This is a genomic window from Streptomyces tubbatahanensis, assembly GCF_022699385.1.
GTDB classification, from domain to species: Bacteria; Actinomycetota; Actinomycetes; order Streptomycetales; family Streptomycetaceae; genus Streptomyces; species Streptomyces diacarni.
The window spans coordinates 7433580-7460441 of record NZ_CP093846.1; the positions used below are offsets into that span (position 1 = coordinate 7433580).

The 26862-nt window shown below is 72.3% G+C and carries 22 protein-coding genes; 10 read left to right on the top strand and 12 right to left on the bottom strand.

All coding sequences use genetic code 11. The annotated features are described in order from the left end of the window. Nucleotides 1–318: 318 nt before the first annotated feature. On the bottom strand, nucleotides 319–2058 hold the full coding sequence (locus MMF93_RS31895; protein WP_242756651.1) for a BCCT family transporter: 1740 nt from the start codon (nucleotides 2056–2058) through the stop codon (nucleotides 319–321). Between the two features lie 382 nt (nucleotides 2059–2440). Here MMF93_RS31895 and MMF93_RS31900 point away from each other — a divergent pair, with 382 nt between their 5' ends. Together MMF93_RS31900 and MMF93_RS31905 are read left to right on the top strand one after the other, a co-directional pair. After that, entirely contained in the window at nucleotides 2441–2863 is a 423-nt protein-coding gene (locus MMF93_RS31900) for a MerR family transcriptional regulator (protein WP_242756652.1), read from the top strand. A 36-nt stretch (nucleotides 2864–2899) separates the two neighbouring features. Then, nucleotides 2900–4162: an MFS transporter gene (locus MMF93_RS31905; protein WP_242756654.1), complete on the top strand. Its 1263-nt coding sequence runs from the start codon at nucleotides 2900–2902 to the stop codon at nucleotides 4160–4162. A gap of 122 nt (nucleotides 4163–4284) precedes the next feature. On the opposite strand, the gene MMF93_RS31910 is transcribed toward MMF93_RS31905, so the two are convergent. The 3 genes from MMF93_RS31910 to MMF93_RS31920 all read right to left on the bottom strand — a co-directional run bounded on the left by MMF93_RS31910 (nucleotide 4285) and on the right by MMF93_RS31920 (nucleotide 8470). Next, nucleotides 4285–5496, bottom strand: a complete 1212-nt coding sequence (locus MMF93_RS31910; RefSeq protein ID WP_242756657.1) for an MFS transporter — start codon at nucleotides 5494–5496, stop codon at nucleotides 4285–4287. A gap of 116 nt (nucleotides 5497–5612) precedes the next feature. After that, nucleotides 5613–7010: an MFS transporter gene (locus tag MMF93_RS31915; RefSeq protein WP_242756659.1), complete on the bottom strand. Its 1398-nt coding sequence runs from the start codon at nucleotides 7008–7010 to the stop codon at nucleotides 5613–5615. Between the two features lie 230 nt (nucleotides 7011–7240). After that, nucleotides 7241–8470 carry a M20 family metallopeptidase gene (locus tag MMF93_RS31920; RefSeq protein WP_242756661.1) on the bottom strand — a complete coding sequence of 410 codons (1230 nt, stop codon included), beginning with the start codon at nucleotides 8468–8470 and terminating at the stop codon, nucleotides 7241–7243. Nucleotides 8471–8647: 177 nt separating this feature from the next. Here MMF93_RS31920 and MMF93_RS33560 point away from each other — a divergent pair, with 177 nt between their 5' ends. Then, complete coding sequence (locus tag MMF93_RS33560) at nucleotides 8648–9994, top strand: Rid family hydrolase (RefSeq protein ID WP_341483318.1); 1347 nt, start codon at nucleotides 8648–8650, stop codon at nucleotides 9992–9994. Between the two features lie 41 nt (nucleotides 9995–10035). Here MMF93_RS33560 and MMF93_RS31935 read toward each other — a convergent pair whose 3' ends face one another. Continuing rightward, on the bottom strand, nucleotides 10036–10407 hold the full coding sequence (locus tag MMF93_RS31935; RefSeq protein WP_242756663.1) for an AQJ64_40280 family protein: 372 nt from the start codon (nucleotides 10405–10407) through the stop codon (nucleotides 10036–10038). 178 nt (nucleotides 10408–10585) lie between these two features. Next, entirely contained in the window at nucleotides 10586–11128 is a 543-nt protein-coding gene (locus MMF93_RS31940; RefSeq protein ID WP_242756665.1) for a MarR family winged helix-turn-helix transcriptional regulator, read from the bottom strand. A gap of 148 nt (nucleotides 11129–11276) precedes the next feature. Here MMF93_RS31940 and MMF93_RS31945 point away from each other — a divergent pair, with 148 nt between their 5' ends. Both MMF93_RS31945 and MMF93_RS31950 read left to right on the top strand, forming a co-directional pair. Then, nucleotides 11277–12485, top strand: coding sequence for an FAD-dependent monooxygenase (locus MMF93_RS31945; RefSeq protein ID WP_242756667.1), 1209 nt, complete (start codon nucleotides 11277–11279; stop codon nucleotides 12483–12485). 63 nt (nucleotides 12486–12548) lie between these two features. Beyond that, nucleotides 12549–13073 (top strand): hypothetical protein, encoded by a 525-nt coding sequence (locus MMF93_RS31950; RefSeq protein ID WP_242756669.1) that lies wholly within the window; start codon nucleotides 12549–12551, stop codon nucleotides 13071–13073. A gap of 32 nt (nucleotides 13074–13105) precedes the next feature. Here MMF93_RS31950 and MMF93_RS31955 read toward each other — a convergent pair whose 3' ends face one another. After that, entirely contained in the window at nucleotides 13106–14377 is a 1272-nt protein-coding gene (locus MMF93_RS31955; protein WP_242756671.1) for an ROK family protein, read from the bottom strand. A 235-nt stretch (nucleotides 14378–14612) separates the two neighbouring features. Here MMF93_RS31955 and MMF93_RS31960 point away from each other — a divergent pair, with 235 nt between their 5' ends. The 4 genes from MMF93_RS31960 to MMF93_RS31975 all read left to right on the top strand — a co-directional run bounded on the left by MMF93_RS31960 (nucleotide 14613) and on the right by MMF93_RS31975 (nucleotide 19584). Then, nucleotides 14613–15929: an ABC transporter substrate-binding protein gene (locus MMF93_RS31960; RefSeq protein WP_242756673.1), complete on the top strand. Its 1317-nt coding sequence runs from the start codon at nucleotides 14613–14615 to the stop codon at nucleotides 15927–15929. A gap of 142 nt (nucleotides 15930–16071) precedes the next feature. Then, nucleotides 16072–17085 (top strand): carbohydrate ABC transporter permease, encoded by a 1014-nt coding sequence (locus MMF93_RS31965; RefSeq protein ID WP_242756675.1) that lies wholly within the window; start codon nucleotides 16072–16074, stop codon nucleotides 17083–17085. A 178-nt stretch (nucleotides 17086–17263) separates the two neighbouring features. Further along, nucleotides 17264–18103: a carbohydrate ABC transporter permease gene (locus tag MMF93_RS31970; RefSeq protein WP_114016592.1), complete on the top strand. Its 840-nt coding sequence runs from the start codon at nucleotides 17264–17266 to the stop codon at nucleotides 18101–18103. Between the two features lie 140 nt (nucleotides 18104–18243). Beyond that, the gene (locus MMF93_RS31975; protein ID WP_242757878.1) at nucleotides 18244–19584 is read left to right on the top strand and encodes a GH1 family beta-glucosidase; all 1341 of its coding nucleotides are present in this window, start codon (nucleotides 18244–18246) and stop codon (nucleotides 19582–19584) included. Between the two features lie 158 nt (nucleotides 19585–19742). Here MMF93_RS31975 and MMF93_RS31980 read toward each other — a convergent pair whose 3' ends face one another. The 3 genes from MMF93_RS31980 to MMF93_RS31990 all read right to left on the bottom strand — a co-directional run bounded on the left by MMF93_RS31980 (nucleotide 19743) and on the right by MMF93_RS31990 (nucleotide 22638). After that, nucleotides 19743–20585 (bottom strand): phosphotransferase, encoded by an 843-nt coding sequence (locus tag MMF93_RS31980; RefSeq protein ID WP_242756677.1) that lies wholly within the window; start codon nucleotides 20583–20585, stop codon nucleotides 19743–19745. A 134-nt stretch (nucleotides 20586–20719) separates the two neighbouring features. Further along, entirely contained in the window at nucleotides 20720–21544 is an 825-nt protein-coding gene (locus MMF93_RS31985; RefSeq protein ID WP_242756679.1) for a SigB/SigF/SigG family RNA polymerase sigma factor, read from the bottom strand. Between the two features lie 251 nt (nucleotides 21545–21795). Then, nucleotides 21796–22638: an alpha/beta fold hydrolase gene (locus tag MMF93_RS31990; RefSeq protein WP_242756681.1), complete on the bottom strand. Its 843-nt coding sequence runs from the start codon at nucleotides 22636–22638 to the stop codon at nucleotides 21796–21798. 52 nt (nucleotides 22639–22690) lie between these two features. Between MMF93_RS31990 and MMF93_RS31995 the strand changes: the two genes are divergently transcribed. Next, entirely contained in the window at nucleotides 22691–23314 is a 624-nt protein-coding gene (locus MMF93_RS31995; protein WP_242756683.1) for a TetR/AcrR family transcriptional regulator, read from the top strand. Between the two features lie 206 nt (nucleotides 23315–23520). Here MMF93_RS31995 and MMF93_RS32000 read toward each other — a convergent pair whose 3' ends face one another. Beyond that, nucleotides 23521–25884: a glycoside hydrolase family 84 protein gene (locus MMF93_RS32000; protein ID WP_242756685.1), complete on the bottom strand. Its 2364-nt coding sequence runs from the start codon at nucleotides 25882–25884 to the stop codon at nucleotides 23521–23523. Between the two features lie 252 nt (nucleotides 25885–26136). After that, the gene (locus MMF93_RS32005; protein WP_242757879.1) at nucleotides 26137–26646 is read right to left on the bottom strand and encodes a GNAT family N-acetyltransferase; all 510 of its coding nucleotides are present in this window, start codon (nucleotides 26644–26646) and stop codon (nucleotides 26137–26139) included. Between the last annotated feature and the right edge of the window lie 216 nt (nucleotides 26647–26862).

Genomic DNA, 26862 nt, shown 5'->3' on the forward strand with positions numbered 1-26862 from the left:
GCACAAGGGACGGCCCCGGCTGGAGGGGGGGATTCCAGCCGGGGCCTGTTCTTGGGTGGCGTGCGGGAGGGCGGTCGCCTCTCGGCGAGTGGCTCCGTGGGGCTTCAGCCGAACGATCTTCCCCACGGGCTGTAGGTGAGGCCCGGGGACACTGTCCCCTCCCGCAGCCACAGTGATGTCAACGGGAGACCGCCCCGGATTGTTCCGCCCTGCTCGCCGCTCCGCCTGTGATGTGTGGCATAGGCAACCACCTGGGCACCGCGCGCGGCTCCCCGGCACTCGGCACGGCCCGCGACGGGCCCAGGGTGGGGCCCGCGCTCACTCGTGGTCGGAGGTCACCAAAGCATCCGTGGACGCCGTGGCTTCTGGGTCCGCCGGCGCGTCCTCCGCAGCCCGCGAGCCGGGCGGCGGGGCAGCGGCGGTCGGCGGCCCCGCCGCGAGGACGCCCTGCTCCAGAGCCATCTCCTTGGCCACACGCGGAGCGGTCCACAGCGTCGGGAGCATGATGAAGCCGACGGGCACTGCCGTGACGACGATGAACGACTGGAGCGCCGTGATGCCGCCGTCACCGACGAGAATGAGCACAGCGGCCGCCGCACCCATCAGCAGGGCCCAGAAGGCGCGTACCGCCCGGGTGGGCTCGCCGAACTTCGTTCCGGCGGCGGCGATGCTGTACGACATCGAGTCGGTGGTGGTCACCACGAACGTGATGGTCAGCAGCAGCAGTGCGACCGCGACGACGGCGCCCATGGGGAGCTGCTCGGCCATGGAGATGACCGCCGCGTCCATGCCCACGGCCTTGAGCGGGCCCGAGATCGTGCCGGGGCTGCGCTGCTCCAGGAAGATGCCGGTGCCCCCGAAGACGGTGAACCAGAACATGGTGGCCAGCGGCGGGATGATGGCGGTGGAGACCACGAGGTCGCGCACCGTACGGCCCCGCGAGATGCGTGCCACGAAGATGGACATCAGCGGCCCGTAGCCCAGGAACCAGCCGAAGAAGAAGACCGTCCACGAGCCGAGCCACGCGTGGTCGCCCCGGTTGAGGGCCAGCGGCACGAAGTCCCGGGCGTACTGGCCGAGCCCGCCGAGGAAGGAGTCCAGCACGAAGCCCAGGGAGCCGAGTACGAGGAAGACGGCCATGAGGGCGACGGCGAGCCAGACGTTGGCCTTGCTGAAGAACTGGATGCCACGGCTGACGCCACTGGCGACGGACAGCACGGCGACGACGGTCAGCAGGACGATGACGCCGAGCTGCACGGGGTAGCCGCCGGAGATGCCGAACACCTGGGAGAGCCCGTAGGAGACCTGGAGCCCGAGGAAGCCGATCGGACCGACCGTCCCGGCCACCACGGCGATGACGCACACGATGTCGACGGCCGCCCCCAGCTTGGAGTGCCGGATGCGCTCGCCGAGGAAGGGGTACAGCAGCGTCCTGGGGCGCAGCGGCATGCCGCGTTCCTGGCCGCGGATCATCACGATAGAGGCGAGCGTCCCCAGGACGGCCCAGGCGAGGAAGCCCCAGTGCGCGAAGCTCTGGGACAGTGCCGCGTTGGTCGCCTGCTGGGTGCCGCTCTTGACGCCCTCGTAGAAGGGGGGCGTCTCGATGTAGTGCTGTACGGGCTCACCCGCTGCGAAGAAGACGCCGCCGCCCGCCAGCAGCGTCGACATGATCATCGCGACCCACTGGAAGCGGCCGTACTCGGGGCGTGCCCCGCTGCCGCCCAGCCGCACCTTGCCGAACCGGGAGAAACCCAGCCACAGCGCGACGCCGAACGTCGCGAGCAGGAACACCTGCCACAGCGGGCCGAACCAGCGTGCGGCGAAGGTGAAGACGGTGTCCACGACCTCGCCCGTGGCCGTGGGCGCGATCAGCGCGGACAGGACGAACGCGAGGAGCAGCCCGCCGCTGATCGCGAGCACCAGCACGTCGGTGCGTGAGCGGTCGCCTGACGGCGGCGTGGCCGCCGCCGTATGACACCCTTCTTCACCGTCCGTGGTCGGTTCCGTCCCCGCGGGGACGGCCGCACCGGTGGCGGTTCGGGCATTCGGAGTCGGCATGGGATTCCTTGCGGGAGGGGTCAGTCGGGGTGGGGACATGACGCACCGCAAGGACGCACGCGCTTACGAGACGCAGGACCGCTCGGTGCGCGGGTCAGTGGCACAGGCTGCTATCCGCACGGCGACGCGGTCAAATTCCACACAGCCCGGCAGCGTCCTGGACCCCCCTCCTGACGTGCGGTTTTCCGGCCCGTTGGGAAGTCGGTGGTTGAGAAGGATCACCCTCGGCCCGCGTCGCGCCGCCGCGTGGCGGGAAGGCGGACCGGGTCGCGGTCGTTCAAGGAGCAGGCCGTGGAGGGAGCGGCTCGTATAAGGAGCGGCTCGGGCGAGCAGCCCGTCGTACAGGGACACGAGCAGTGGGTCGTACAGGGAGTGGTCGGTCATGCAGATCGGGGAACTGGCTCGGCGCACCGGGGCGAGCCGGCGGTCGCTTCGCTACTACGAGCAGCAGGGGCTGCTGGAGACGGAACGGACCACCAGTGGGTGGCGGGTCTATGAGGAGAGAAGCGTGCAGCGGGTGCTGAACGTGCGGGAGCTGCTCGGTGCCGGGCTCACCATCGAGGACATCCGCCAGGTGGTTCCGTGCCTGGACATGAAGACCGAGGACTTCCTGGCCTGCCGCGACAGCCCCGACGAGGTGCTCGCGATGTACGAGGGGCGGCTTGCCTCGGTGGAGGCGCGGGCGGCGGAGCTGGCCCGGTACCGGACGGAGCTGGTCGAGCGGATCGCGCTGCTGCGGGCAGGCCGGCCCGACGAGGAACTCGGTGAGGTGCTGCGCCGGTCCCAGGCGGGCTCGGCGACTTGAAGGTGACACTGGTGTCAGTACCTAGCGTGCGGACGCATGAGTGCTGTTGCCGGAAAGAGGCCCGGGCTGCCGGGCTGGTTGTACGTGGTCTTCCTTACCCTGCTGGCCACGGCCACGGACGAGTTCATCATCGCCGGAGTGCTGCCCGCCGTGGCCGACGACCTCGGAGTGGGTGTCGCGGCTGCCGGGCAGTTGGTCACCGCGTTCGCCGTGGCGTACGCGGTCGGTGCGCCGACCCTGGCGGTGGTGTGTGAGCGGTTTCCCCGCCGTACGGTCATGACAATCGCGCTGGCGGTGTTCGTGCTGGCGAACGTGGCAGCGGCCGGTGCGCCCGGCTACTACGCGCTTCTGGCGGCCAGGGTCGTCGCCGCGCTGGGGGCCGCGGTGGTCACCTCCGCGGCCTTCGCCACCGCCGCGGCCGGTGCGCCCGAGGGGGAACAGGGCCGGTATCTGGGGGTGGTGACGGCGGGCATGACGGCCGCCCTGTTCACCGGCGTCCCCGTGGGCTCCTGGCTGGGCGGCGCGATGGGCTGGCGTGCCACCTTCTGGCTGATCGCCGCCGTGGGCACGGCCGCCCTCGTGGGCGTGCTGACGACCGCGCCGGCCGTGCCGGGCGCGGCCCCCGCACCCTGGCGTGAGCGGCTCGCGCCGCTGCGCGACGCCGGGGTGCTGCGGCTCGTCGCCGTCACCTTCCTGGCGGCCGGCGGCGGGCTGATGTTCTACACCTACCTGGGCGCCTACACCGCACAGGTCGTCTCCCGCCCCGGCGGCCTGCTCTCGTTCCTCCTCTTCGTGGTCGGGCTCGCCGGCCTGGCCGGAGCGCTGCTGGCGGGCCGTGCCACCGACGCGTGGGGACCCGGCAGGAGCCTGCGGCTGGTGACCGGGGGTCACGCGCTGGCGTTGGGGCTGGCCGCCGTGCTGGTCCTCACCGGTGTGGAGAGCCGCCTCGTGCTCGCTGTGGTGGTCGGCTGCTGGGCCGTGTTCGCCTGGGGCCTCACCCCTCCCGTGCAAGGCGGCATCCTCGCGGCGGCAGGGCCGTCCTCCGGAATGACCGCGCTGGCGCTGAACATCTGCGGCCTGTATTTGGGCACCGGGGTCGCGGGAGCCGTCGGCGGCGCGGTGGTCGACGCGGCCGGTGTCCGGTATCTCCCGGTGGCGGCCACGCTGTTGATGGTCTTGTCGTTCGCCGTGAGCTGCTTCTCCCCGGGGAGAACCCCCCAACCCGGCACCCTTCAGCGGACCGCCCCCTTCGAGCCGCCAAGCTGCCCTGCCGCGCCCGCCGCCGGTCAGGAGTGGTGACAGGGGCGACGGCTTCCAGGGCCAGTGCGCGCGTGCCGCTCACGGGCCGGCGTGCGGTGGAGCGCCAGCCCCGCAGCGAGCGCGCAGGTCTCTGTCCGAGGGTGAAGCGCCCGGGGTGCCGGTCAGCGGCGCCTGGTCTGCAGGACCCCGGCGAGTGAGAGCACGAGGATCCCGGCCGCGGGGACGACCAGCAGGCCCACACGGAGGCTCGCCGCGTCGGCGACCAGTCCGACAACGGGAGGGGAGAGCAGGAAGCCGAGCCGCATGAGCCAGGAGACGACGGTGAGCCCCGAACCGGGCTTGAGCCCTGGCAGCTCGTCGGCTTCGTGCATCGCGGCGGGGACCAGCGTCGCCACCCCCAGCCCGGCCGCGGCGAAGCCGAGAACGGTACCCGGCACCGTGGGCACGGCGAGCGCGATCCCCATGCCGGCGGCGGCGATCAGCCCGCCGGTCCGGGCCACGGCCCGCTGGCCGAACCGGTCGACGAGGCGGTCGCCGGCGAGGCGGCCGACGAACTGGGCCCCGACGAGGGCGATGTAGCCGGACGCCGCCAGCGCGGCCGACGCGTGCAGCGAGCCGGAGAGGTAGAGCGCGGCCCAGGAGTTGCCCGCGTCCTCGACGAGCGTGCTCGCCGTGGCGATGAGGACGAGTGCGGCCAGTACGCAGGTGGTGCGCGAACCCGGCATGCGCGGCGCGGGATGCTGCGGGTCGCGGCCGTCGGCGGCGTCGGCGTCCGCGACCTGTTCCGTGTCGAGCCCTGGCAGACAGAACCGCAGAGCGACGCACGCGGCGGCGGCGAACACGACGGCCGAGATCGCCAGGTGCGCTCCCCGGTGCAGACCGAGCGCGATGGCGCCGGCGGCCATGCTGCCGCCGGTGACGGCCCCGATGGACCAGATGGCGTGGAAGGAGTTGATGATGGAGCGTCCGTAGCGGCGCTGCACCCGCAGGCCATGGGCGTTCTGGGCGACATCGGTGATCGCGTCCATCGCCCCGGCCCAGAACAGCGCTCCGGCGAAGAGGGCGACCGAGTCGGCCAGGGCCGCTGCCAGGATCCCCGCACCGGTCAGCAGCGTGCTGGCGACGGCCACCCGCGCCGAGCCCAGCCGGCGTATGAGTATCCCGGCCGCCAGGCCGGCCGCGATGGCGCCTGCCGGGAACGCGGCCACCGCCAGCCCGTAGGTGGCGTTGCCCATCTGCAGGTCCGCCTTGATCTGCGGATACCTCGGCAGAAGGTTGGCGAACAGGGCCCCGTTGGTGAAGAAGAGGACGGCAACGGCTACGCGCGCCCGCCGTTCGGCTCGCGCAGGCCTGCGCAGTGCGTCGAGGGTCATGCGCGGAACCCTATAGTCGGAGCGTACGAACGTACACTCCCTTTCCGTGCCGCACTCGCGGTGGGAGGGGGCTCTTCGAGGTGCCCGGGCCGCCGGTGGGCGGCACGGGCTCCACGTCACCGCGCGGACCCGCGCACCGTCCTCGCGCGTCCGGCCACGGCCAGCAGCAGCGCTCCGGTGACGGTGATGACGACCGCGATGGCGAACGCCGTGGTCCACGAGCGCGCGTGCTCCACCACGGCCCCGGTGACCAGCGGGGCGAGGAAACCGGCGCACCCCGCGATGAACTGCACGACCCCGGCGACCGAGCCGTACCGAGGCCCGGGCACCTCCTCGGCGACCACCGTCCAGTACTGCGCGCCGGTGAAGTAGAGCAGGAAGACGATGACGGCCATGAGCGCCACGGCCTCACCGGCGCTTCCGACGAGCGCGATGCAGCCGAAGAGCAGGGCGGTCAGGATCAGACACACCACGATCGTCCAGCGGCGCACGGTCGCCGCGGCTCCGAGCCGGCGCACGAGCCAGTCGGTGGCGATCCCGCCCGCGATCATGCCGACGCAGCCGCCGATCCAGGGGATGGCACCGGCGACGGCCAACTGGTCCAGATCGATGCCCCGTTCACTGACCAGATAGGTCGGGAACCAGGTCAGGAAGACGTTGAGGATCCAGGCGTAACCGAAGTAGGCCAGTGCCGTGGCCCAGATGACGGGGCGGGCGACGTAGTGCCACATGCCCGGCAACGCGGCCCACGCCCGCTCGGCGTGCCCGTCCCCGGTGCCGCTCGCCTCGCCGGCCGCGGCTGTGCCGTCCTCCGCCTCCTTCCCGGTCTCCGCGCCGCGGATCTCGCGCAGCTCCGCAGGACGCACCCAGGGGTGCCGCTCGGGGGTGTCCCGCACGACGGCGAACCAGCCGACGGTGAAGAGCACTCCGATGACGCCGAAGATGACGAAGGGGACGCGCCAGTTGCCGTCCGTCGCCTCGATGACGGCGACGACGATGGGTGTGCCGACGGCCCCGCCCAGTGGTGTGGCGGCGTTGGCGACACCGACCGCGGTGCCCAGCTCGCGTTTCGGAAACCAGGTGTTCATGAGCTTGGCGGTCACCGTCGCCTGCGGGCCCTCGGCGGCGCCGAACAGGATCCGGATGACCAGGAAGCTGACGAGCCCGGCGCCCGCTGCCGTCGCCGCGGTGAACACCGACCAGGCGAGGGCGGCCCAGCCCATGGCCTTGCGGGGGCCGAAGCGGTCGGCTGCCCAGCCGCCGAGAAAGCCGAAGGGCGCGTAGGAGAGGGCGAAGATGCTCAGGATCCAGCCGAACGCCGTCTCGGAGAAGCCGAACTCGCTGATGATGTACGGCGCGGCGACCCCGATGGCGGCACGGTCCGCGTAGTTGAGACCCAGGACCATGAAGTCGGCGGCGAGTATCGCCCAGCGGGCGCGCAGCCGGGGCGGCCGGTCGCCCCCACGCGCGGCAGCGGCGCCGCGGGGCGGGGCGGGGGAGGGGGAGGTGGGCACGGTGTGGTCCTTCCGGTGGCGGATCGCCAAAGCGGGGAGGGGAGCGAGGCCGGGGCCGCTTCGGACGGGCGGCGGGCGAAGACCGCGCCGCGGTGACCTGCGCCGACGTCGAGTACGTCGAGGGGACAGCCAAGGGCGCTCGGTGCGCGATCAGGAGAGCGGGAGGTCGGGGATCCGGCACCGAGCGTCGCGGAACGGGCCACACGCCCTGCCGGCTGCGGCGGGGAGTGTCAGCCGCGCTCCTCTCCCGCGGCACCGGCGCTGCCGTCGGCGAGCAGCGTGGTCAACACGTCGGTCGCGGCGTCCAGTTGGGCCAGGTCGAGGAATTCGCCGGGTGTGTGGGCCTCCGTCATGGAACCGGGGCCGAAGACGACGGAGGGGATGCCGGCCCGGCAGATCTTGCTGGCGTCGGTGCCGTGCCCCACGCCGACTCCCACCGGATCCAGACCGTGGGCGGCCAGCGCGCGGCCGACCCGCGCGGTGAAGCCGGCCCCCGCGCCGCCGTCCTGGGCCGGCAGCGCGTAGTCGACGACATGGGGCTCGACCACCTCGACCGGCCCGGAGAAGCGCCCTTCCAGCTCCTCCTTGAGCGCGCGCCACACCTGCTCGGGCTCCTCGCCGCCGACGGTACGGCGGTCGATGGTCACCTCGCAGCGCTCGGGCAGCACGTTGGGTCCCGAGCCGCCGGATATCTGCGTGACGACGAGGGTGGGCGCGCCGACCAGCGGCTCCTGCCGGGCGGCCAGACGCGGGGCGATCTCGTCGCGCAGGTAGCCGACCACCTCGGCGAGCGTCTCGACCGGGTTGACCCGTCCCTGCGGCAGCGAGCTGTGCCCGCCGGGGCCCGTGGCGGCGATGCGGCAGCGCATCACACCCTTGTGGGCCACGACGAGGCAGAGGCTGGTGGGCTCGCCGACGACGGCGCCGACGGGACGCGGGCCGATCCGCGAGCCACCCTCGTGCGCGGCGCTCCCGCCCGCCTCCCGGGCAAGCAGGTGGGTCACGCCCTGGTAGCGGTGCTCCTCGTCGATGGCGCCGACCAGCACGACCGTGCGCTCAGGCGGGTGCCCGGAAGCGGCGATCCGGGCGAGTGCCGACAAGAAGGCGGCCAGCGGCCCCTTGGCGTCGCAGGCGCCACGCCCGTACAGACGTCCGTCGCGGACCTCGGCGGTGAAGGGGGCGACGGTCATGCCCTCGGTCTCGACCGTGTCGAGGTGGGTCTCCAGCAGGACACACTCGTCCGTGCGGCGTCCCGGCAGGGTGGCGACCACGTTGCAGCGGCCGTCGGTGACCTCGTCCAGCCGTGCGGTCATGCCCAGGCGGCGGCAGTAGTCGGCGACGAACTCGGCCAGCGGCGTCTCGGCCGGCAGCGCGCTCTCGCGCGGGTTGACGCTGGGGACGGCGATCAGCTCGGCGAGCAGCGCCTCTCCTGTGTTGCATTGCAAAACGCTGTGTTGCATTTGGCGGACACTAGAAGGCAGGATCGGCATGGTCAAGAGCCCGTTGCACAGGGGGCAATGGGGCACGCACACCGGGCGGGCGAGCCTCGTCGCGAGGCCGGGCGACACCGCCCACCGCCCCGAAGCAGCGTCTCGGCCACGCGGAGGGAGACGCCACGCGGAAGGAGAGCGGGCAGGGTGTCGGACACGGACGGGAACGAGGCCGCGAGCGCCGCGACGCGCAACCGCTCCTCGTCCCTGCGACGCGCGCTGACCGTGCTCGACTACGTCGCCGACTACCCCGACCCGGCGGGTGCTTCCCTGACGGACATAGCCCAGGGCCTGGGGCTGCACAAGAGCACTCTGCTGCGGCTGCTGACACCGCTGACCGACAACGGGCTCGTGCTGCGCGACGCGGAGCGCGCCCGCTACCGGCTCGGGTCCCACGCCGCCTACCTGGGCGGCGCCTACCTGGACCGACTCGACCTGCGGGAAGTCGCCCGGCACACGCTGGCGCGGCTGGCCGAACGCACGGGACACACAGCTCGGCTGACCCTCCGTGAGGCCGACGAGACGGTGCTCGTCGACGCCCTCGAGGGCAGCGGCCCCATGCCGCTGCGCCCCCGGCTGGGCGCCCGCCGTCCCCTGCACACCGGCGCGGCGGGCTGGGCGCTGCTGGCCCGGCTGGACGACGGTGAGGTCGCCCGCGTACGGCAGACGGCGCGGACGGCCGCGCGGGACGACTCCGCCGCCGAGGACGCGACCGAGGAGGCGGCCGAACGACTGCGCACGGCCGTCACAGCGGCCAGGCGGAACGGCTTCGCGCTGGAGGAGGACGGCAGGGGCGGCCCCGTCGTCCTCAGCGTGGACGCGGCCGTCCTCGACCACGAGGGGACACCGATCGCCACTGTCGGTCTGTCAGGCGCGGTGCCGGGCGGCGCCCCGGGGGCGTCGGCGTCCTCACTCGGTGCGGCGGTACGCGCGGCGGCCCGTGAGGTGTCCCACGCGCTCGGCGACAGGGCCGGCACGGCAGGCGGAACCGGCGGCCCCCGTGCCGCACCCTCGGCGTCGGCATCCTCCGGCGCAGCCGACCCGCACAGGAGCGGCCCCACCGGCCCGCCCGCGCGGGCACCACACCGTACCCAGAAGGGGGACACGGCCATGGACAGGCGGCACGTCATCAGCACGCAGGCGGCGCCGCAGCCGGTCGGGGCCTACTCGCAGGCGATCGTCGCGGGCGGCTTTTTGCACACCGCGGGTCTCGGGCCCCACGATCCGGTCTCCGGCCGGGTCAGGGGCACCTCCATCGCCGAGCAGACCGAGCAGACGATGCGCAACCTCGCCTCCGTACTGGACGCGCACGGGCTGGACTTCTCCGACGTGGTGCGCGCGACCGTCCACCTGCAACATCTCGACCGGGACTTCGACGACTTCAACACGGCCTACGCACTCCACCTCACGCCGCCCTACCCGGTACGCACCACGGTCGGCGCCGACCTGGCCAACGTGTTGCTGGAGATCGACATGACAGCCGTCCTCCGCTGACCCGCCCGGCGCGAAGCCGCCGCGGCGGTCGGCGCGCCACCTCAGGACTGAGCGTCCCCGAGAGCGGCCCTCGCCTCCCCGCCCCGCAGGTAGTGCTCGTCCGTGCCGGGGAGGGTGGGCAGGTAGGCCCAGTGGGTCACCGGGTAGGCGTCGCCGCGGCCGCAGGGCAGGCGGATCAGCCGGTCGGAGTCGATGAAGCAGTCGTGGTGCTCACTGCCGTCCTCGGCGAAGTGCAGGTGCGAGAAGACCATCGGCATCACGAGCCAGAACTCCACTCCGGCTTCCGGATGCGGCGCGTCCGCGCTGCCGGACGGATAGCGGCCCGAGGTCGCCGCGGCCACGGGCATGCCGTCCTCCGGCAGCCTCTCGCGGGCATCCACCCACTCCACCGTCGCGCGTATGTCCGCTCCCATGCCGCCTCCCGCTTCACGTTCGTCACCTGCGGCCATCCTCGCAGCCCGGACCCGCCGTGCGCCGCCGGATGAGCGATCCCGCACGTGCGCGCCCTCGTCGGTATCGGCCCGTGCGGCCTGGCGGGACCGGCAGTCGGTGGGTTCCACGAGGCGCCCGTGTGCGCCCCCCCGGAGCGCGTCACCCCTCGGAATCCGTGGGGTCGTCGAGTGTCGCGAGGTGGGCGGTGAGATCGTCGGTGAAGCGCCCCAGGAGGCGGCCGAGGTCCCGGCGGTCCTGTTCGGGCCATCCCGCGAGAGCGTCGGCGAACCAGCCGACGAGCGTGCCCATGTAGCGCTCGGCCGCCGCCTTCCCCTCGTCAGTCGCCTCGACGAGGCGTGCTCGCTGGTCCTCCGGGTCGGTGACGCGCACGATGAGACCGAGCCGCTGCAACGTGTTCACCTGCCGGGTGACGTGCGGCCCCACGACCTGCATCCGCGTGGCGATCTCGCCGACGCGCAGCGGCTGGTCCGACATGTGCAGCATGAGGAGCACCGACATCGCGGGGCGGTCCAGGCGGAGCGCGGTGGCTTCCATGGCGCGTTCGACCAGGCGGCCGCGGTTGAGGACGTTGCCGAGCTGGGTCAGCCGGGGGAGTACCGCGAGCACTTGCTGTTCGCGCAGCTCCTGATCGCGTGCGGCGGTGCCCCGGGCGGCGGTCTCGTCCGGCTGCTGGGAGCTCATCTCGTCTCCTTATTGAATACCTACGTTAGGTATGTAATCGTCGGGGTCGAGGGCGCGGCCGCTCACGGGCCATGACGCCCTCGGGAAATATACCTACGTTACGTATCCGGTCGGCGCTCGTCCAGGTCCGGCCGGGAAGGGAGCACCCATGGGCACGGCACCCGCACGCACGGTCCTGATCTCCGGCGCCAGCATCGCAGGACCCTCGCTCGCCTACTGGCTCCACCATTACGGCTTCGCCGTCACGGTGGTGGAGAAGGCCGAGACGGTACGTGTCGGGGGATACCCCGTCGACATCCGCGGCACCGCGCTGGAAGTGGTCAACCGCATGGGCCTGCTCCCGCGCCTGCGCGCCGCGCATGTCGACAGCCGCAGCATCACCTTCGTCGACGCCGACGGCGACCGCGTCGGATCGGTCAGGCCGGAGGTCATCACCGGCGGTGTCGAGGGCCGCGACCTCGAAGTCCGCCGCGGGGACCTCGCCGAGGCCCTCTACGACGCCGTCCGGGGAGACGTCGAGTTCCTCTTCGGCGACTGGATCACCGCCCTCCACGACCACGACGGCGGTGTGGACGTGACCTTCGACAGCGGCGCGCAGCGGACCTTCGACCTCGTCATCGGCGCCGACGGACTGCACTCCCACACCAGGGGCCTGGCCTTCGGCCCCGAGGAGCAGTACCACCGCTATCTCGGCAACTGCTTCGCCGGTTTCACCATGCCCAACCACTTCGCGCTCTCCCACGAGGCCCTGATGTGGAACGTCCCGGGCAGGGGCGCGGCTCTCTACGCCGTCGGCGACGGCGACCACGTGCACGCGTTCCTCAACTTCGCCCGCCCCGAACCGCCCTTCGACGCCTTCCGCGACCCCGAGGCCCAGCGTGACCTGGTGGCCGACGTCTTCTCCCAGGACGCGTGGGAGATTCCGCGCATGGTCGCCGCCATGCGGCGCGCCGACGACCTGTTCTTCGACGTCATCAGCCAGATCCACCTGCCCCGCTGGTCCAGCGGACGGGTCGCCCTCGCCGGCGACGCCGCCCATGCTCCGTCGTTCCTCTCGGGCCAGGGCTCCAGCATCGCGCTGGTCGGTGCCTACGTCCTCGCAGGCGAACTGGCCGCCCGGGCCGACCACTCGACCGCCTTCGAGGCGTACGAGGAGCGCACACGTGCGTTCGTCGAGCTGAACCAGGCGCTCGCGACCACCGGAGGCGCCCACGTCCTTCCCGGCACCGCCGAGGAACTGGCACAGCGCAACCGCGCACTGCGGGACCCGGCCCGCCTCCCCGACGACCAGGGCTGGGCCGCCACCACGGCGCTCACCCTCCCCGACTACGCCGATGTCTGTCGTGAGGGGAGGTGAGGTCCGCTAGGTTGTCCTTCTCGTGAAGGCACATGAGGGCATTCGTCGGGAAGGGGCGTGCTGATGACGGGGCGTAGGGCGGGGGCGGCGGCCGTTGTGGCGGTGGCGTTGGCGCTGCTGGTGGGCGGCTGCGGCAGTGACGAGGAGCCTGCCGGGGGCGGGGAGAAGAAGACCGGGCGTTCCCAGCCGGAGAACCCCGCGGACGGCGCCGAGCTGTCAGGGGTGTGGTCCGCGCGTCCGATGGGTCAGGACTACACGCTGATCATCGTCGGGGACAGCGCTCTGATGCAGTGGGACAAGGGCAGCAACGGGCTGTGCGACGGTCAGGTCACCACCGCAGGGTCGGTCACCGAGGTGGCCCTCCAGTGCGCCGGGGACACGGATGAAGGGCGTGACAAGGGCGCCATCGAGTACGCGGACCCCAAGAGCATGCGGGTGAACTGGAACGGCGAGTTCGGCAGCACCTCCTTCACTCGGGTCGCCGACGCCCCCGCCGAACTGCCCGAGAACCCCGACGACGTGCCGGGCCTGCGGGAGGCGCTGGAGAAACTGCCCCGGGGCACCTCTGCCCCGGATGAGCTCTCCTGAGGCGAGGCCGCGGCTCCGCTGAGCGGATCGCCCTACCTGGCCCGGGCGTTCGGTGCCCCCAGCGCCGGCGGGGGAGCGGATTCCGGCGCGCGGCCGCCCGCGTCGAGGAAGCGGGTCAGGGGAAGGGTGGCGGCGCCGACGGTGACCGCGTCCGGGCCGAGGCGGCCCAGCTCGATCGTGGTGCGGGCCGCCGGGTGGTGCAGCGCGCGCTCCTCGGTGGCCGCGCGCACAGCGGGCAGGATGCGGCTGCCCAGCAGTAGTCCGGCCCAGCCGGCGAGGACGATGCGTTCGGGGCTGAAGAGGTTGACCAGGTCGGCGATGCCCGCCCCGAGGAAGCGGGCCGTCTCGGCGAGGACCGTCTCGGCGCTCGGATCCGCCGAAGCGACGAGATCGGCCAGCCCGCTCTCCTCGTCGCCCACCGGCGTGCCACCCGCGGCGCGCCAGCGCTCCAGCACGGCGGAGGCGCCGACGTACGCCTCCAGGCAGCCGCGGGCACCGCACCGGCAGCGCCGCCCGTCCAGGTGCACGGTGGTGTGTCCCCACTCGGCGGCGCCGCGGGACGCGGTGCCGTAGGCGCTGCCGTCGGTGATGACGCAGGAGCCGACCCCGGAGCCGATCAGCGCGACCACCGCGTTCCGCACACCCTGCCCGGCACCGAACCACATCTCGGCCTGACCGAGGGTCTTGGCGCCGTTCGAGACGAACAGCGGCGTTCGCGCCGGGAGCCCCGCCTGCGCGCGTAGCCGCGCCTCCAGCGGCACCGCGTCCCAGCCGACCGTCTGGCCGTGCACGACGGCACCCGAGCGCTCCGGGTCCTGCTCGACGATGCCGGGCACGCCGACGCCGATCCCCAGCGGCGCGGCGGCCCCCGGGACCCCGGCCCGCGCGGCCTCCGCGCGTACGGCGGTGAGCCCGTCCGCGATCAGCCGCAGCACGTGCGCCATCGCGTGTCCGCCCTCGCGCAGCGGGTATTCGGCGCGGGCCCTTTCGGTCAGTGCCAGATCAAAGAGTTCAACGCGCACCCTGGTCTCTCCGACGTCCACTCCGATGAGCGTCCCGGCTGCCGGGGCGACCCGCAGCAGGGTGCGCGGCCTGCCACCGTCGGAGTCGACCGAGCCGGCCTCCTCCAGCAGTCCCTCGGCGAGGAGTTCGGCGGTGACGTTCGAGACCGAGGCGGAGCTGAGGCCGGTGGCGGGGCCCAACTCCTGGCGGCTGAGCGGCCCGTCGAAGTAGAGACGGCGCAGCAGGGTGGCGCGGTTGGTGCGGCGCAGGTCGCGCACCGTCCGTCGTTTCTCGCCGGTCATCTGGCTCCCTCCTCGCGGCGGCCCGCGCCACGGCTCGCCGCTGCCGGTCCGCGCCCGTCTCCGGCGCCGGCCGCGCGGTCCGCGGGGCAACTTACCCGTGCGCGATGTCTTGACGGGTAATTCTTTCACTACTTAACTCACGCTCCAAGTTAAGTGCGAGTCGCCTTCAGGGGGTTAACGCCCCCGGCGTTGACGCTCGACGCTTCCCCACGCCTCCCGGAGGTGCCACAGGCTCATGCGCAGATTCCGTACGGCGGCAGCCGCCGCGCTCACCACCGCACTGACAGCCGCGCTCGCCTCCGGTTGCGGAGGAGGGACGACCACCGACGGCGCGGGCAGCAACGACAAACCCAAGGAGCTGACGTACTGGGCGACCAACCAGGCGTCCAGCCTCCAGGAAGACAAGAAGATCCTGAAACCGGAGCTGGCCAAGTTCGAGAAGCAGACCGGGATCAAGGTCAAACTGGAGGTCATCCCCTGGTCGAGTCTGCTCGACCGCATCCTTGCCGCCGCCTCCTCCGGGCAGGGCCCCGACGTCCTCAACATCGGCAACACCTGGTCCTCGTCGCTTCAGAAGAGCGACGCGCTGCTGCCCTTCGACGACAAGAACATGGCGAAGATCGGCGGCAAGAACCGGTTCAGCCCCTCCGCGCTCGCCGCGACCGGCGCCGAGGGCAAGCCGCCTGCCGCCGTGCCGCTCTACTCGCTGACCTACGCGCTCTACTACAACAAGAAGATGTTCCGGCAGGCCGGTATCGACGAGCCGCCCGAGACCTGGAAGGAACTGGTCGCCGCGGGCAAGAAGCTGACGGGCGACGGCCACTACGGGCTCGCGCTGGAAGCCGGCGACCCGGTCGAGAACGCCCACCACGCCTTCGTGTTCGGCAAGCAGCACGGAGCCGACTTCTTCGACGCCTCGGGCAAGGCGACCTTCGACAAGCCGGGCAACGTCAAGGCCGTCAAGCAGTACGTGGACTTCCTCGCCCAGGACCGGATCTCCGCGAAGGGCAACGCCGAGTACGCGGCCCGCCAGTCGGTGCGCGACTTCGCCAAGGGCAAGGCCGGGATGCTGCTGTGGCAGGCCGCCCGCTCCCAGCTGCTGGGCAACGGCATGAAGCCGGACGACTACGGCGTCGCCCCCGTTCCCGTGCAGTCGGCCTCCGACACCGGCGACCGGGGCACCACGTCCATGGTCGCGGGCATCAACCTGGCCGTCTTCAAGAACACCGACAACATCGACGGTGCGCTGAAGTTCGTGAAGTTCATGACCTCCAACACCGAGCAGCACAAACTCAACACCACCTACGGGTCCCTGTCCCCGGTACGGGCCGCGCAGAAGGCGGCGCCCCGCGACAAGGACGAGAAGGTGATGCGCTCCGTGCTCGCCGACAGCGCCGCACCGCTGCCGCAGGTGCCCGACGAGTCGAAGTTCGAGACGCTGGTCGGCACCGCAATGAAGGAGCTGTTCGCGCAGGCGGCCGCGGGCCAGAAGGTCACCACAGACTCCGTGCGCGAGCGGCTCGCCAAGGCCCAGCAGCAGATGCGGAAGTGACGCCGCCGTGACCCGCGGAGACCACCCCTCCACCGCCGCGCCGGCGCCGGACCCCGCGGCCTCGGCCGTCCCTCCTCCCGCGCCCGCCGGCGCGGCGAAGGACGCGCCGCGGGACGCCCCGGCGAGCCCGGGTCACGCGTCCGTGCCGCCATCGCCATCGCCGCCGCCATCGCCGCCGTCAGCGGGACGCGGCGCGTCCGCGCTGCGCGACCGGGTGCGCCACGCCGGGCTGCCCTACCTGCTGCTCGTACCGGCGCTGGTGCTCGAACTGCTGGTGCACATCGTGCCGATGGTCACCGGCATCACCATGGCGTTCCGGGACCTGACCCAGGAGTACATCCGCAACTGGGGCGCGGCGCCCTGGGCAGGCCTGGACAACTTCCACATCGCCGTGGACGTCAACGCCCCCGTGGGTGAGGCACTGCTGAGCTCCTTCGCCATCACCTGTGCCTTCACCGTGCTCGCCGTCGGACTCGCCTGGCTGCTGGGCGCCACCGCGGCGATCCTGATGCAGGACACCTTCCGCGGCCGGGGGCTGCTGCGCGCGCTGTTCCTCACGCCGTACGCGCTGCCCGTCTACGCGGCCGTCATCACCTGGTCGTTCCTGCTCCAGCGGGACAACGGGCTGGTCAACCACGTGCTGCACGACCAACTCGGGCTCACCGACGCGCCGCCCTTCTGGCTCGTGGGCGACAACAGCTTCTTCTCCCTGGTCGTCGTCTCGGTCTGGCGGACCTGGCCGTTCGCCTTCCTGATGCTGACGGCCGCCCTGCAGAACATCCCACGGGACGTCTACGAGGCGTCCGCGATCGACGGCGCCGGGATGTGGCGGCAGATCCGGCACATCACACTGCCCGCGCTGCGGCCGGTCAACCAGGTCCTGGTCCTGGTGCTGTTCCTGTGGACGTTCAACGACTTCAACGTCCCCTTCGTGCTGTTCGGCAAGTCGGCTCCCGAGTCGGCCGACCTGATCTCCCTGCACATCTACCAGTCGTCCTTCGCCACCTGGGACTTCGGTGCCGGCTCGGCGATGTCCGTCCTGCTGCTGCTGTTCCTGCTGCTGGTCACGGCGGCCTATCTGCTGCTGACCAGGGAACGTGCCCCGGGCACCACCCGGGCCGGCGGTACCAGGCGAAGGAAGAGGGCCCATGTCTGAGGGCGTCCCGACCCCCGCGTCCGCCACCCGCACCGCGTCCGCCGCCCCGGCCGCGTCCACCCGCGGCGCCGTGGCTGATTCCACCCGCGGCGCCGCACCCGATCGGCTCGGCCGCCGCGCCCGCCGTACGGCCGGCAGCGCCCGCCGCACGGGGCGTGCCGGTGCGGCGCGCAGCCCGATGGCGGCGCCCGTCTCCTTCCTGTGGACCCGGCGGATCCTGCTGACGCTGCTGGCCGTCTTCGCCGCCACCCCGCTCTACGTGATGCTCAGCAGCTCTCTCAAACCGCTCCAGGACGTGACGGGCTCTTTCCGCTGGATCCCCGCCCACCTGACGATCCGCCCCTACCTGGACATCTGGGAGACGGTGCCGCTGGGCCGGTACTTCCTCAACTCCTTCATCGTCTCCGCCGCCGCGACACTGTGCTCGGTGGTCGTGGCGACCTTCGCCGCCTACGCCGTCAGCCGCTACCGCTTCCGGGGCAAGCGCGTGTTCACCGTGACGGTGCTCTCCACGCAGATGTTCCCCGGCATCCTCTTCCTGCTGCCGCTGTTCCTGCTGTTCGTCAACATCGGCAACGCCACCGGCATCGCCCTCTACGGCTCACGCGGCGCACTGATCCTCACCTACATGACCTTCACCCTGCCGCTGTCCATCTGGATGCTGGCCGGCTACTTCGACTCCATCCCCCGCGATCTGGACGAGGCCGCACAGGTGGACGGGTGCGGAGCACTCGGGGCACTCTTCCGCGTCCTCGTGCCCGCCGCCACCCCCGGCATCGTCGCCGTGGGCATCTACGCGTTCATGACCGCCTGGGGCGAGGTGCTGTTCGCCTCGGTGATGACCAACGACGTCACCCGCACCCTCTCCATCGGCCTCCAGGGCTACTCCACGCAGACCGAGGTCTACTGGAACCAGGTCATGGCCGCCTCCCTCGTGGTCAGCGTGCCCATCGTCGCCGGATTCCTGCTCCTCCAGCGCTACCTCGTCGCCGGCCTGACCGCCGGCTCCGTCAAGTGACCTCAGCCGCCGGGTCGGGGCGCCCCGTGCCGGGCGACCCCGCTGTTCCCCGCGAAAGGATCTCCGTGTCCGACACGCACCGCTGCGCACCGCCCGCCCCCGCCCCTTCCCCCGGCCGGCCGCACGAGAGCACCGCCGACCTGCCCGACGACTTCGTGTGGGGCGCCGCGACCGCCGCGTACCAGGTCGAGGGCGCGGTCGCCGAGGACGGCCGCTCGCCCTCCATCTGGGACACCTTCAGCCACACCCCGGGCAAGGTGGACGGCGGCGACACCGGAGACGTGGCCTGCGACCACTACCACCGCTGGCCCGAGGACCTGGCACTCATGCGCGAGCTGGGCCTCGACGCCTACCGTTTCTCCCTCGCGTGGCCACGGGTGCTGCCCGACGGCGGCGGCCAGGTCAACGAGCGGGGCCTGGGCTTCTACGACCGGCTGACCGACGCCCTGCTGGAGGCGGGCATCACCCCCTTCGCCACCCTCTACCACTGGGACCTGCCGCAGATCCTCCAGGACCGGGGCGGCTGGCCCGCGCGGGAGACAGCCGAACGGTTCGGGGAGTACGCCGCGGTCGTCGCCGCCCGGCTCGGCGACCGCATCCAGCACTGGGCCACCCTCAACGAGCCGCTGTGCTCGGCCTGGATCGGGCACTACGAGGGCCGGATGGCGCCCGGGCTCACGGACATGACCGCCGCCGTACGCGCCTCCTTCCACCTGCACCTGGGCCACGGGTACGCGGTCCAGGCGCTGCGCGCCCACGCGCCCGGCGCCCGCGTCGGCCTGGTCAACAACCTCACCCACTGCGAACCCGCCTCCGAAGACCCGGCCGACGTCGCCGCCGCGCGGCGCTCCGACGGACACGTCAACCGCTGGTGGATGGATCCCGTACACGGCCGCGGCTACCCCGCCGACATGATCGAGCTGTACGGCACCGAGCCGCCCGCCCGCGACGGCGACCTGGAGACCATCGCTGCCCCGCTGGACTGGCTCGGCCTCAACTACTACTTCCGCAACGTCCTGCGCGACGACCCGGAAGGTCCCTTCCCCCGGGCGCGGCCCGCCGCACTGCCGGCGGGGGCGCGGGTGACCGGCATGGGCTGGGAGGTGCACGCCGAAGGGCTCACCAGGACACTGCGCCGGATGACGGACGACTACGGCGCCCGCTGCCTCTACGTGACAGAGAACGGCGCCGCCTACCCCGACACCGTCGGCCCTGACGGCCACGTCCACGACCCCGAACGCGTCCGCTACCTGGAGGAGCACCTGGCAGCCTGCGGCCGTGCCGTCCGCGAGGGCGTGCCGCTGGCCGGGTACTTCGCCTGGTCGCTGCTGGACAACTTCGAGTGGGCGTACGGCTACGCGCAGCGGTTCGGTCTCGTGCACGTCGACTACCCGACGCAGCGCCGCACGATCAAGAGCAGCGGCCGCCGCTTCGCCGACCTCGCGTCGGCGCACCGGGCGAGAGCCCGGAAGGCGGCCTGAGCTACAGCGCCCCTTCTCCCCGCGCCGCCCCTTCACCCCGCCCTCCCGCCGCCGTCCGCGCCCGGGACGCCGTGGGACGCCGCGGGGCGCCGGGCGCTGGGACCCCCGCACGAGGAACGGCCACGGGGCTGAGCCACAGCCGCGATCCCGGCTCCGGTTCAGCCCCGTCCGCAGCGCTCGAGCGCGGCCCGAACCCGGTTGAGCCCCTCCACTCTCCAGCGGCCCCGGTCAGGCATCCGGTCGTCTTCGCGCCAGCGCCAGGCCGTGAACATCGCCCAGTTCACGGCGCGGAACCGGTGGATGAGAGCGTGGTCAGCCCCCGGGTAGTGCTCTCCCACTTCTTCGGGCGCGTGCGCGAGGTCGAACTCGACCGGCCCGCGGCAGCACGTGCCGAGGTCCACGAAAAGCGGCCCTCTCCCGGTGTTGAGGACGTTGCCCGGATGAGGCTCGCCGTGCAGCAGCTGGTCGCCGGCTCTGTCATCGCCGAACGCGCTGCTCAGCCCACCGAGTGTGTCGCTGACGAGTTCCCGGTCTCGATCGGACAGCTCGGGAGACCTCTCCCGGTCGTTCACCTGCCTCAGCGCCGCGGCGACCCGGGCGGTGAAGTGCGGTGCCTCCAGATCGAGCCGGCGCAGGGCAGCGTGGTGCCGCAGGAACACCTCTGCGTAGTCGGCCGGCGCGAGCGCCGGTCCCACGGGCGCGTAGTAGGTCCACAGGGAGACGGCGAAGTCATCGCGCACGTGGACTCGGGGCTCGACCCGGGGCTCGAGCTCAGCCACCGGAGCGTCGACGGCGGCGAGACGGCGGGCGACCTCCACCTCGAACTCGGAATCGGCCAGATGCCCGAGCGGTGCGACCCGAGCGAGGACCTCGCAGGGGGCCAGACGCAGCGCCACGCGGTCCGAGTCGTGGACGACACTCGCATCGTCGACCTGAAGGCCCAGCCCCGCAGCCGTCGCCCAGCCCGCCTCGACCGCGCGGCGGAGTCGCGCTGGATCCATACCGCTGCCCCTCTCTGCCGACTGGCCTCTGCCCGTCCGGACCATCGACCGGCCCGGATGGTCCCCGGGCGGTCGCCGCCCACCCCATACTGCACCAAGCGCCTCACCCGTCGCGACGGGTGAGGCGCTCGCGGTCAGGCCGGGTGAGCGCGTGTGGCAGGGCGTCCGTGTTCGACCTGGCGGCGGACGCGGTCGCAGCTCTTGGACAGCAGGCGGGAGACGTGCATCTGCGAGATGCCGAGCTCCTTGCCGATCCGCGACTGGGTCATGTCGCGGAAGTAGCGCAGGTAGAGCACCTTGCGTTCCCGCTCGGGCAGCGCCCGCAGGCACGGCTTGACCGCCTCGCGGGAGACCACGGTGTCGAAGCCGGCTTCCTTGCTGCCGAGCGTGTCGGCCAGGGAGAACCCGTCGTCCGAGCCGGTGGTGGCCGCGTCCAGCGAGAGGCTGCGGAAGCTGTCCATGGCCTCCAGGCCGGTGGCCACCTCTTCCTGAGTGAGACCGGTGTGCTCGGCGATCCGTTCGGCCGAGGGCATGTGGTCGTCCGCCGCCGTGGTCAGCTCGCGGACCGCGGCGCGCACCTTGTTGCGCATCTCCTGCACGCGGCGCGGAACGTGGACGTCCCAGGTGTGGTCGCGGAAGTGGCGGCGGATCTCACCGGTGATGGTGGGCACGGCGAACGGGACGAACGGGGTGCCCTGCGCGGGGTCGTAGCGGTCGATGGCCTTGACCAGACCGAGGGCCGCCACCTGTTCCAGGTCTTCGAGGTTCTCGCCGCGGTTGCGGTACTTGGCGGCCAGCCTCCGCGCCATCGGCAGCCACGCCTCCACCAGCCGCGCGCTCAACTCCTCCCGCTGCGGCCCGTGCGGGAGGGTGGCCAGGCGCTGGAAGTCCTCGGCGGTGTCGGGGGCGTCGTTGTGGCTGTGGCGGGCTCGCTGGGGACGGTACCGAACGGCAGACATGGAAACTGCCTCCTTGCGGTGTCGCTGACACGTGGACCACCGCGGGAGCAGCGGCTCGGGTGACACACCCGGGGCGCCGTGAACGGTCGCCTCCCGCGGATGTGCCTGTCCTCCCAAGCACGTGGTCAGCCTTCTATCCGCCATGCTGTCGTGTAAACCTCACAGGCGTACGGCTCTCGGATTCGCCCACCGACGCTCTCCGGCCGGCTGCGGATCGGCTGCCGGCCGGCTCCCGGCCGGCCACCGGTCGGCTAGCGGGCCGGGGGAGAGGTGAGGAAGCGGCCGACCTCACGCGCCACGCTCTCGGGCTCGTCCAGCATGGACAGCACGCGCGCGCCGGGCACTTCGGCGTACTGTCCGGCCGGCAGCAACCGCGCCAGGCGGCGGCCGTGCTCGGGCGGCATGACGCGGTTGTCGGGCGACCACAAGACGAGGGCCTCGCCCGTGAACCCGCGCAGCGCCTCGGTGTCGCGTACGAGTTCCTCCCTGTCCATGGCCCCGCGGCAGTAGGCCAGAAGGTCGCGCCGGACGCCGGGTTCCCGCAGGAGAGGTTCGGTCCAGCCGCGCACCAGGCCGTCCGGCAGCGGGCGGCGAGCCATCTGTCCGAACAGCATCGGCAGACGGCGCAGAGCGCCGACGCGCAGTTGGCGGGCGGCGAACCGCAGCCCGCCGGGGACGCGGGCGACGAGGGTCACCATCTTGCCGGGCAGGCCGGGCGGGAAGTTTTCGAACGCCTCGCACGGGAGGATCACCTGTCGGGCGACACGTCGGTCCCGGCCGTGGGCGGTGAGGAACAGCGCCCCGCCCCAGTCGGAGTGCACCAGGGTGACCGCGTCCAGAGCGAGAGCGTCGAGGAAGTCGGCGACGATGCGGACCTGTCCGCGCAGGGTCAGGTCCGCGTCCGGGTTCATCGGCCTCCGGTGGGATCCCAGCGGCAGTACGGGGCGTACGTAGGTGAATCCGCCCGGCAGCAGCGGCAGCACACGGTCCCACACCGTGTGGTTCATCAGCAGCCCGTGGAGCAGGACGACCGGTGGGCCCGAGCCCACCGTCTCGTACTCGATGACACCGGCAGGTACCTCGACCTCGCGCATAGCAGCTCCCGGTAGAACGGTCTCTCTAGAGTGACCGTTCTACCATGGACGCATGGACACCGACGAGCGGATCGCGCTGGCGATGGCGGAACTGCTGCGCAAACAGGGCTACGCCGCCACGGGCATCAAACAGCTCGCCCGCGCGGCGGGCGCGCCCACCGGCTCCCTCTACCACCACTTCAAAGGGGGGAAGCGCGAGATCGCGGCGGCCGCGCTGCGGCGGACCGGAGCCGCGTACATCCAACTGCTGCCGCTGCTGCTCGACGCACACGACGATCTCGCGGCCGGGATCGAGGCGCTGTTCGCCGAAGCCGCCGAGGACATGCGCGGCACGGGCTGGGCCAACATGTGCCCGGTCGGCACGGTCACAGCCGAGACCGCCGACACGGAACCCGAACTGCGCGAGGTCGCGGCGGAGGTGATGGGCACCTGGGTCGAGGCGGGCAGCCGGTACTTCACCGCGCGGGGGCTGGCCGAGACGGACTCCCGCACCGTCGTCTTCGCCGTGCTGTCCGCCCTCGAAGGAGCGTTCATCCTCGCCCGGGGACTGCGCTCGCCTGAGCCGTTCCACGCCGCCGGACGCACGGTCGGAACCTACGTCGCGTCGCTGCGCGCCGAGCAGCCGAAGACGCCGACGCGGGCACGCGCGCAGGCCGGGAGGCGCGCGGCGACGTGAGCCCGCTTCCGCGGCCGGCCTCGCGTCAGGGTGCCCCGGGACTCCCGTGCCGGGCACTGCCGTCCGCCGCGCCAGCGCCCGGGACTTCCGCGCCGGCACTGCCCTCCGCCGCCGTCGACGTGGTCATGTGTGCTGCCGTCGGTGTCGGGTTACACCGGCCGGCCGCGGACAGCGAGCGCCGGCCTGGCCGCCGGCGAGGACCGCGCTCACCGCCCGCCGCGTCCCCGGTCGCCGTCGGCCTCGAAGGCGCGGACCGCCACCAGCGCGTCCTGGTCCGCCACCGCGCGTGCGCGGACATAGCGGGCGCGGGTTCCCTCGGGCGGGCGCGCGGTCACCTCCCGCTCGCCGTGGAAGGAGGCGAACCGCGTCCAGTGCGAACCGTCGGCGGAGTGCTCCAGGACGCCCCGTCCGATGATGTCGTCCCGCGCGTCCGGTGCGCCCATCGCCAGCCGGACCTGCCCGAGCGGACGGGGAGCGCGCAGGTCGATCCGGACGTACGAGCCCTTCTCCATGGGGGCCTTGTTCCAGTACCAGGTGTCGTCGCTGCCGTCGGTCATGCGGAGCGGGGTGTGCTGTTGGTGGGTGCCCATGTCGGTGGACGCCTTGGGCCGAGGGGTGCGGCCGAGCAGGACGTCGTGCGCGGCGACGGCGTCCTCGGCGAAGACGTCCAGTACGCCTTCGCCGACGACCGCCGGAATCCGCTCGCCGTCGATGTCGACGTACCTGTGCGACTCCGCCCGCTCGACCAGCTGGGGCAACTCGCGCCTCAGCTGCCACGCACGCTCGCCGTCGCCGTCGCGTGCGGCGGTCAGCATGCGCAGGGCGGTGCGGTCGGCACGCGCCCAGTCGCGGGCCGCATCGAGCCACGGGCGGGCGTCGCGCAGGAAACGCCGGTCGGGCAGTCCCTTGTCGAGGACGGCCGGAGCGTTTTGCAGCCGCTTGAGCGCCGCGTCGAGGCCGGACGCGGCCCGCTCGTCGCGCCAGTAGTCGCGCACAGCGGTGCGCAGCCCCGGCCCCTGCCGCTTGTCCAGGACGGAGGAGTGGTTGACGTCGGCGAAAGCACGCAGCGCGCGCTCCACGCCCGCGTCGCCACCGGACAGTTCGCGCAGCGAGGCGGTCCACGACGAACGGGGCCGGTAGGCGCGCGCGTTCCACGCGTAGTCGGCTACCGTTCCCAGCGCGATCTTGGACGCGGAGGGCTGGATCATCGGGTTGGCGACGATGCCTTCGAGGTGTTCTGGCACGTCCTTGCCGCGGCCGGTGTACGGGCCGAGGAGCAGCCGGTCGGTCGCGTAGTCGTTGACAGGGTAGTTGTCCCACAGCACGACCGGGTGGCCGAACGTGGCGCGCGCCTTGCGGGCCTGCGCGGCTGTCACGGACGGTGAGACGACGTCGGAGCCCGTCCACTGCACGGTCACATCCGGGGAGAGCCGCCTGGCCAGTTCCCTCTTGTACGGTTTCGGAGCGGTGCCCGCGTACTCGGTCGGTACCATCTGCAACGGTGCCGCGCCGGGATGCGTGTCGATGAACTCCTTCTCGACCGTGTTGACGAGATGGGCATGAGCTCTCGCGGCCGCCGCGCCGCCCGTACCGAACCTCTCGCCGTCCTCGGCACAGTTCCACTCGGTGTAGCTGATGTCGTCCAGCGGGATGACGAAGGTGCGCACGCCGATGCGCCACATCGAGGCGAGCTTCTCGGTGAGCGCCTTGGCGTCGGCTGCGGAGCTGTAGCAGACGGACAGGCCGGGGGAGAGGGCGTAACCGAAGTCGACGTGCCGGGCTCCGGCCCTCTCGACCAGTTCCGCCAGGTCCGCCAGTCGCCGCCGCGGATACGGGTCGCGCCACCGTTCGCGCAGGTAGGGGTCGTCCTTGGGCGAGTAGAGGTAGGTGTTCAACTTGTGTGCGCCGTAGTAGTCGAGCTGGTCCAGTTGGGCGCGTTGTGACCAGGCGGTGCCGTAGAAACCCTGGATGACGCCGCGCGACCGCGTCGCCGGCCAGTCCCGCATGGTCAGCCCCCGCACCCGGATGCCGGGGTGCCGGCTCGCGGGCAGGACCTGACGCAGCGACTGCGCGGCGTAGTAGGTGCCGGTGCCGTCGTGGCCCGCGAGGACGATGTGGCCAGCGGAGTGCCGCGAACCGCCGCCCATCGTCAGTGCGTACCCCTCGCTGCCCAGCCCACCCCGCGTGTCTTCGCCCAGGCGGACGGTCAGTTGGCCCGCACGGTCGCCACTACGGCCGGAGTGTTGCGTGGGTCCCGTGTGTTCCGTTTCGGCCGTCACGATGCGCTGCGCTCCGGCCGCCCGCAACGCCTGTCGGGTGGCCCGCAGCGCGGGGGCGTCCGGATCGTGTCCGGTCACCACGGTGACGGTCCTGGTCACGGTGACGAAGTCGTCGCGCTGCCGCGTCACCTGAGGTGTCGGAAAGACGCTGCCGGGATCGCGTATGTGCCCCTGCCCGCGCATGTGCGTGGCGGACGCGGTGGGCGGCCCGGGCGGCGCGGCAGGCGACCACCCCGTCGTGGTGACGGCGAGCGCGAGGGCGGCAAGAGGCACAAGGCGGGAGTGATGCATGAGGGCTCCTGCGTGCGGGGTCGGCTCCACGGTGCGGCGGCCAACCGCGCGAGAGGCTGGCATCGTTCCCATGCGGGACTCGTGTGGGAACGTAACCACACCGGATGTCAGCGTCAACGCCCGTGACCGCATCACCCCGCGCCCCTGTGGCGGAGCCGCGCCCGACCAGTTCGGCACACCCGTCACCGGTTCCGGGAGCGCAACCACGCGTCGGTGCCCCGGAGCGAGCCGCAGGGCACCGACGCGGGCGCGTCAGACGCCGAACGCGGCGGGGTAGCGGATGGTGCCGGCGGGCAGGTCGCGGGCCTCGTCGAGGGCCATGGCCATCATGGCCTCGTCGGGCACCTCGAACGGTGCGCGGATGCCGAAGCGGGAGGCGCGGGTGAAACCGAACCGCGGGTAGTAGTCGGCGTGCCCCAGGACGACGACGAGGTTCTCCCCCATGTCCCTTGCGGCGTCGAGCGCGGCACGGATGGCGGCGGACCCGGCGCCGGTGCGCTGGAACGACGGCAGCACCGCACAGGGGGCCAGCGCGAGGGCGGGCCGGCCGTCCACGTGGCAGCGGGTGAGCAGTGCGTGTCCGACCGGCGCGCCGTCAGGAGCGGTGGCGACCGTGGACAGGCCGGCGATCCACGCTTCCGGGTCGGCGCGCAGGGCGTCGACGATGTCGGCTTCCTGAGGCGTGGGGAACGCCGCCAGGACGATGTCGCGGATGGCGGCGATGTCGTCGGCGGTCTCGGTCCGTGTGGTCCACGTGGTCATGGAGTCGTCGCTCTCGTCGTGCTCGGCGTGAATCGTTGTGGTGGAGGGGCGGGGGAGGAGGTGCCAGCCGGCGCCCTGAGCGGACTCGCCGATGGTGGAAGGGCCGACTGCCGTACGCGAGCCCGCGTTCGGGCCGCGCGGTACGGACGCACACATCAATGGGCGTGTGTGTGGCGCCTGCCTCGGACCCGCCGGAGCGAGTCATGGCTGCCGTCG

Bases quoted from the DNA above. Each gene is read 5' to 3' on its own strand.
- MMF93_RS32000 (WP_242756685.1), bottom strand. From the start codon at position 25,884: ATGCATCACTCCCGCCTTGTGCCTCTTGCCGCCCTCGCGCTCGCCGTC.
- MMF93_RS31945 (WP_242756667.1), top strand. From the start codon at position 11,277: ATGGGCACGGCACCCGCACGCACGGTCCTGATCTCCGGCGCCAGCATC.
- MMF93_RS31985 (WP_242756679.1), bottom strand. From the start codon at position 21,544: ATGTCTGCCGTTCGGTACCGTCCCCAGCGAGCCCGCCACAGCCACAAC.
- MMF93_RS31895 (WP_242756651.1), bottom strand. From the start codon at position 2,058: ATGCCGACTCCGAATGCCCGAACCGCCACCGGTGCGGCCGTCCCCGCG.
- MMF93_RS31960 (WP_242756673.1), top strand. From the start codon at position 14,613: ATGCGCAGATTCCGTACGGCGGCAGCCGCCGCGCTCACCACCGCACTG.
- MMF93_RS31995 (WP_242756683.1), top strand. From the start codon at position 22,691: ATGGACACCGACGAGCGGATCGCGCTGGCGATGGCGGAACTGCTGCGC.
- MMF93_RS32005 (WP_242757879.1), bottom strand. From the start codon at position 26,646: ATGACCACGTGGACCACACGGACCGAGACCGCCGACGACATCGCCGCC.
- MMF93_RS31970 (WP_114016592.1), top strand. From the start codon at position 17,264: ATGGCGGCGCCCGTCTCCTTCCTGTGGACCCGGCGGATCCTGCTGACG.
- MMF93_RS31935 (WP_242756663.1), bottom strand. From the start codon at position 10,407: ATGGGAGCGGACATACGCGCGACGGTGGAGTGGGTGGATGCCCGCGAG.
- MMF93_RS31910 (WP_242756657.1), bottom strand. From the start codon at position 5,496: ATGACCCTCGACGCACTGCGCAGGCCTGCGCGAGCCGAACGGCGGGCG.
- MMF93_RS31955 (WP_242756671.1), bottom strand. From the start codon at position 14,377: ATGACCGGCGAGAAACGACGGACGGTGCGCGACCTGCGCCGCACCAAC.
- MMF93_RS31900 (WP_242756652.1), top strand. From the start codon at position 2,441: ATGCAGATCGGGGAACTGGCTCGGCGCACCGGGGCGAGCCGGCGGTCG.
- MMF93_RS31905 (WP_242756654.1), top strand. From the start codon at position 2,900: ATGAGTGCTGTTGCCGGAAAGAGGCCCGGGCTGCCGGGCTGGTTGTAC.
- MMF93_RS31980 (WP_242756677.1), bottom strand. From the start codon at position 20,585: ATGGATCCAGCGCGACTCCGCCGCGCGGTCGAGGCGGGCTGGGCGACG.
- MMF93_RS31940 (WP_242756665.1), bottom strand. From the start codon at position 11,128: ATGAGCTCCCAGCAGCCGGACGAGACCGCCGCCCGGGGCACCGCCGCA.
- MMF93_RS31950 (WP_242756669.1), top strand. From the start codon at position 12,549: ATGACGGGGCGTAGGGCGGGGGCGGCGGCCGTTGTGGCGGTGGCGTTG.
- MMF93_RS31990 (WP_242756681.1), bottom strand. From the start codon at position 22,638: ATGCGCGAGGTCGAGGTACCTGCCGGTGTCATCGAGTACGAGACGGTG.
- MMF93_RS31920 (WP_242756661.1), bottom strand. From the start codon at position 8,470: ATGCAACACAGCGTTTTGCAATGCAACACAGGAGAGGCGCTGCTCGCC.